Source organism: Sulfitobacter sp. HI0040, assembly GCF_001634885.1.
In the GTDB taxonomy this organism is placed as follows: Bacteria; Pseudomonadota; Alphaproteobacteria; order Rhodobacterales; family Rhodobacteraceae; genus Sulfitobacter.
On record NZ_LWEX01000105.1, the window covers coordinates 1 to 4,838 of the forward strand.

Sequence of the window (4,838 nt, forward strand, 5' to 3'; positions counted from 1 at the left end):
GACGTGCGGCTCGAAGAGAAGGATGGCCAGACCCTGCTGCACTACGACGTCGAAGCGAAGGTGGGCGGCAAACTGGCACAACTGGGCAGCCGGATCATCGACGGCTTTGCCAAGAAGATGGCCGACCAGTTCTTCAACAACTTCCGCGATGCCGTGGGCGCGCCACCGGCCGAAGAAACCGTGACCGATGCGCAGGAACCCCCGGCGGAGCCTACCAAACGTGGATGGTTCGGACGCAAGGCCAAGGCCTGAAGCGCAGCGCGGAACCCGCTCTCAGAGGGTCGTCAGATCCCCCGCCGTGTCGATCAGTGTGATACGCCGGATTCCGTGGCGTCCGGCAGCCCCGCGTATCACTCCAATGGGCGACAGGCAGAAGGCGGTGGAAAAGCCGTCCGCCGTGGTGGCGTCTTCGGCTTCGACGGAAACGGTGGACCATTGTGCAGCATGGCCCGGATGCAGGATATGCCCGCCCCTGTCGGACAGCATCGCGGCGGGGCTGGAGGTCGCGATTGCGCCGTTGCGCAAGCTCCGCGTCCCCATCAGCCCGAAGGTCGGGTCGGCAAGCCCGATGCGCCACGGGCCGCCCCTCCCCCGGAACTCTCCCATATTGACCAGCGTATCGCCCAGCCCTCGTGCGTCCAGCAGGCGGGCGATGCAGTCGGTCGCGAACCCCTGCGCGATCCCGTTGAAGGTCAGCGCCTGCCCCGGGCCGAGGGTCACGGCGCCCGGATCGAAATGCACCCTGTCCCAACCCACTGCGGCCCGTACCGCATCCGGGTCGCGGCCCGTGGCGATGGCCTGCCAAAGCGGCTGAACTGTCGGATCGAAGAGCCCGCCGGTCGCCCGGTGCACCCCATCGCTCGCTTCCATCAGGTCCAGAAACAACGGCGAAGGCCGGTCGAGCCGCCCCGTCCGGTTCAGCCGGGACAGGGCCGAACCGGCATCGTAGAGGCTGAATTCAGCCTCGATCCGGTGGAGCATCGCCCGGGCTTCCACCAGCGCGGGGGCGGTCACCGCTTCCGGCCCTTTCAGCGTGATCGAAACCTCCGCCCCCATGGCCTGCCCCTGCCATCGCGCAGTGGCCGCATGACCGGGCGCGGCGGCAAGACAAGCGGCGGAGATTGTCAGAAAACGTCGGCGTGTCAGGGTCATTCAGCAGCCACCCTTTGCGTGGTCCGCCGCCCCCGCGACGCGATGATCAGGGGGACGCATTTGCGCGGGTCGTCGTGGATCGTGACGCAGTCGAGGCATTGAAAACACTCCGAATACTGGATTTCCCCGGTTTTCTTGATCGCGCCGTAGGCGCATTTCACCTTGCACAGCTGGCAGGGAGAGCCGCATTCGGGCCGCCTGTCGATCCACTTGCGGGTGCGGATCAGCCCACCGATGGCCATGACCGCGCCCAGCGGGCAGACATAGCGGCAAAACCCCTTGAACAGCACCATGGACAGCAGCAAAAGCCCGACCGCATAGGCCACGTAATACCATTCGCGGATGAAAAACGTGGTGATCGCCGTCTTGAAAGGTTCGATTTCGATCGCCTTGTCGACCCAGCCCGGCAAGGCAAAGAGGATCACCACCAGCCCGGCGAGCACGACGTATTTCAACCATTTGAGATAATCGTCCAGCCTGTCCGGCACATCCACCTGCGGAATGCGCAGCACCCGGCCGATGTGATGCGCGAACTCCTGCAGGGCACCGAAGGGGCATAGCCAGCCGCAGAAAAGACCGCGCCCCCACAGGATGAAACCCAGAATCGTCACGCCCCAGATCGCAAGCGAAAATGGATCGTAGAGCAGGAAGGCGAAAGACCCCCCTTCGGTCGCCGTGCGCAGAACGCCGAGCGGCGTGGCAATGGAAAGCTGCCCCTGCCCCCACCATCCGACAAAGCCGGTCATAAAGGCAAGGATACCCAGCCGGATCGCGGTGAAATGCCGATGGCCCGCCAGCCGGTTCAACCCCGGCCCCAGCAGAGCGAGCAGCCCCACGAGAAAGACCGCCAGCACGATCATGTCGCTCGCCCGGTTGCGCAGCGCATCGAGCCATGGCGGCGTGGGTTTGATCACCTCGGGTCGTTTGAAAAAACGCGCGTCGGTCACATGGGGCGCGTCAAGCGTGACGGAACCGATCTCGGGCTGGAACACGCCGTGTTCGCGCAAGGCCTTCACCTTCAGTATCCAGTCCGCGGTGGGATCGAACCCCAGCCGCCTGTCCGTCCGCAGGATCAGGGCGGCGCCATCGTGCAACTCCTCCGGCAGGTCCTCGTTCAATTCAATGTAGATATCCGCATCGCGCAGGGCGACGGGAAAGCCGCCCTGTTCGGCGCTGATGAGATCGGGCGAAGTGTTGCGGATGAACTCCTCCGTCACCAGCCCGTGACGCCCCGTTTCGATCACGAGGATCGGCTCATCATTGGTTGCGATCGAAGTGAAGCCCTGCAACTCCTTCAGGCTGCTTTCCGACAGCACGGCGCGGGCGATGCTGGGCGGGCCGATGTCCACGATCCAGAGGTCGAGGTAGCGGCCATCGGGGTCCTCCTGCGCTTCGGGATCGTCGTCCTCCCATAGGGTACCCGCGAATTCCGCGTCGATCTCGGCGTTGCTGACCTGAACCCGCCGGGCAATACCCTGGGCCACAAGGTCGTCCCACGTCAGATCCTCTGTATATTCCGGGTCGGGATAGGCCGGTGGCCCGGTGGAAACCCCGCTCATCTTTTCCCGCGCGACCTTGAGAGTGGCGGCGAGCACGCTTTCATGCGCGATCCGGACGGAAGCGGTCGCCTTGGTCACCCCGTCGAGATAGACCAGCGCGCTGCCGTCCGAGCCTTCGCCGTAGGGCGTCCCCACCACGAGACTGTCGGAGATGGAATGCCCGCGATACTGCTCGAAGAACTTGTGGAACGGCGCCTCGCCCAGACCCGACACAAAGATCGGTTCATTGTGCGATATGAGCTGAACGTCGAGAAAACGACCGTCAAGATCCAGTACCACCAGCACGTTGATCGGTGCGCCGGAAAAGCCGGGCAGCGGGGCCATCGGTTCGGTCTCGAAAACATAGCCGGCCTCCGCCCCGCCGGAGTTCAGCAATTGCCAGACACCCTGATCGTTCACCGGCTCGCCCAGCGACATGGGCGGCGCGACATAGCGTTCCAGCACCTCGCGCGGCAGCGGCTCCGCATTGGCGACGTTCCACATAGCGGCCGCCAGAACGGCAGCCCAGACCCATGCGAAACGGAACGGTGGCGCTTTCATGCGGCCAGCCTAGATACGCCTACGCGCCCGCTCCATGCGACCTTCGTACCGGCTGCCTCGGGGCGGGCGCCACCGCCCTTGGTCATATCTACCATCGTCCTATTGGGGCGGGTCGCGGCCCCGGGTTAGGCCATTGGCCGCATCATGACGGGAGGATGAAATGAACCGAACATACCGCTTTACCCTCGCACTGTCGTTCGCGGCGGCGACTCTGACGGGCGCCGCCCGGGCGGACGTTGCAGAGGGCGAAAAGGTCTTTCGCAAGTGCAACGCCTGCCACAACGTAGGGCCGGAGGCCAAGGCACGCGTTGGGCCCGCGCTTAACGGGATCGTGGGTGCAGCGGCGGCCCGCGATGCCGATTACGCCTATTCCGATGCCTTGGCCGAATTGGCGGCTGAAGGGCTCACCTGGGATCGCGAAACGCTTGCCGCGTTCCTTGCCAAGCCGCGCGAAGTCGTACCGGGCACGAAAATGTCCTTTTCCGGCCTGCGCAAGCCAGAGGACGTGTCCGCCGTAATCGACTATCTCGCTACCTTCGACTGACCTGCCGCAAGGCGGGTGGCCCTTCGCGGGAAGCTTGGGGCGATGCCTGCCGGGGTTGCGAAACGACGTTCCGATCTGCGGTATTGGCAGAGCGAACTTTAGCGCCTAGTCTCCCTCGGAGAGTCGTGGGCGGCCAGATGGACCGCCCCTGCAAACGACCGCCGGGGAGGAACCAGATGACAGCAGAGGCCGCAGCCGCCGGAGCCATGTCGCCGCAGGACGCCGTGGCACATATCCTCGCCACCAATCCCGTCTTCGCCGTGGCCGAGACCGAGGTGCGGGGCGTCACGGTCAAGGCGTTCCAGAACATTCCGCCCCATGTACCCGCCCTGTTGCCCGCAGGCCGGGCAAACCATGGCGACGGGGCATGGACCTATCTCCAGTACCGAGACGAGAGCTGGACCTTCGACGCCTTCTGCGCAGAGGTCAACCGCGTCTCCCACCAGTTGCGCGATACTTTCGGGCTGAAGCAGGGCGACCGGGTCGCCGTGGCGATGCGCAATTATCCCGAATTGCTGACCTGCGTGCTGGCGATATCCTCGCTGGGTGGAGTGGTCGTCTTTCTCAATGCATGGTGGACGACCGAAGAGCTGGACTACGCGCTGCGCGATTCGGGCGCGCGGGTTGTCTTTGCCGATGGCCCCCGCGCCGAACGGCTGGCACCGCTGACAGATCCGCTGGCGCTCACGGTCATCGGTGTGCGCGATGCCGAAGGGACCGCAGAGCATTCCTATTCCACGCTGCGGGATGCGGATACGGCCGAGACGCCCCCCGAAGTGACGATCGATACCGATGATGACTTCGCGGTCATGTATTCATCCGGCACCACGGGCCATCCCAAGGGGGTGGTGCAGACCCACCGGGGCGCGGTGAACGCCGTCTTCAGCTGGCTGATGCAATCTGTCATCGCACCGCTGGTCGACCCGCCCGCACCCGACGCGCCGCCCCCGCCCCGCCCCTCCGCGCTGGTGGTCACGCCGCTCTTTCACGTGACGGCGACGCATCCTCTCTTCCTGCTGAGCCTACCTGCCGGGGCCAAGATC

The 4,838-nt window shown here is 65.0% G+C and carries 5 protein-coding genes; 3 read left to right on the forward strand and 2 right to left on the reverse strand.

The features are described from left to right. Positions 1-252: SRPBCC domain-containing protein (locus A3728_RS07865; protein ID WP_269084899.1), on the forward strand; the 252-nt coding region annotated here is incomplete at its 5' end. Between the two features lie 21 nt (positions 253-273). On the opposite strand, the gene A3728_RS07870 is transcribed toward A3728_RS07865, so the two are convergent. Both A3728_RS07870 and A3728_RS07875 read right to left on the reverse strand, forming a co-directional pair. Then, positions 274-1,152 (reverse strand): FAD:protein FMN transferase, encoded by an 879-nt coding sequence (locus A3728_RS07870; protein ID WP_067921815.1) that lies wholly within the window; start codon positions 1,150-1,152, stop codon positions 274-276. Beyond that, entirely contained in the window at positions 1,149-3,251 is a 2,103-nt protein-coding gene (locus A3728_RS07875; RefSeq protein ID WP_067921817.1) for a 4Fe-4S binding protein, read from the reverse strand. Before A3728_RS07875 ends, A3728_RS07870 begins: the two co-directional genes overlap by 4 nt. A 160-nt stretch (positions 3,252-3,411) precedes the next feature. Between A3728_RS07875 and A3728_RS07880 the strand changes: the two genes are divergently transcribed. Further along, positions 3,412-3,795, forward strand: a complete 384-nt coding sequence (locus tag A3728_RS07880; RefSeq protein ID WP_067921820.1) for a c-type cytochrome — start codon at positions 3,412-3,414, stop codon at positions 3,793-3,795. Between the two features lie 176 nt (positions 3,796-3,971). Then, a partial coding sequence (locus tag A3728_RS07885) for an AMP-binding protein (protein WP_236630439.1) occupies positions 3,972-4,838 on the forward strand: 867 nt, incomplete at its 3' end.

Coding starts and splice junctions, on each gene's coding strand:
- A3728_RS07870 (WP_067921815.1), bottom strand. CDS start 1,152: ATGACCCTGACACGCCGACGTTTTCTGACAATCTCCGCCGCTTGTCTT.
- A3728_RS07875 (WP_067921817.1), bottom strand. CDS start 3,251: ATGAAAGCGCCACCGTTCCGTTTCGCATGGGTCTGGGCTGCCGTTCTG.
- A3728_RS07880 (WP_067921820.1), top strand. CDS start 3,412: ATGAACCGAACATACCGCTTTACCCTCGCACTGTCGTTCGCGGCGGCG.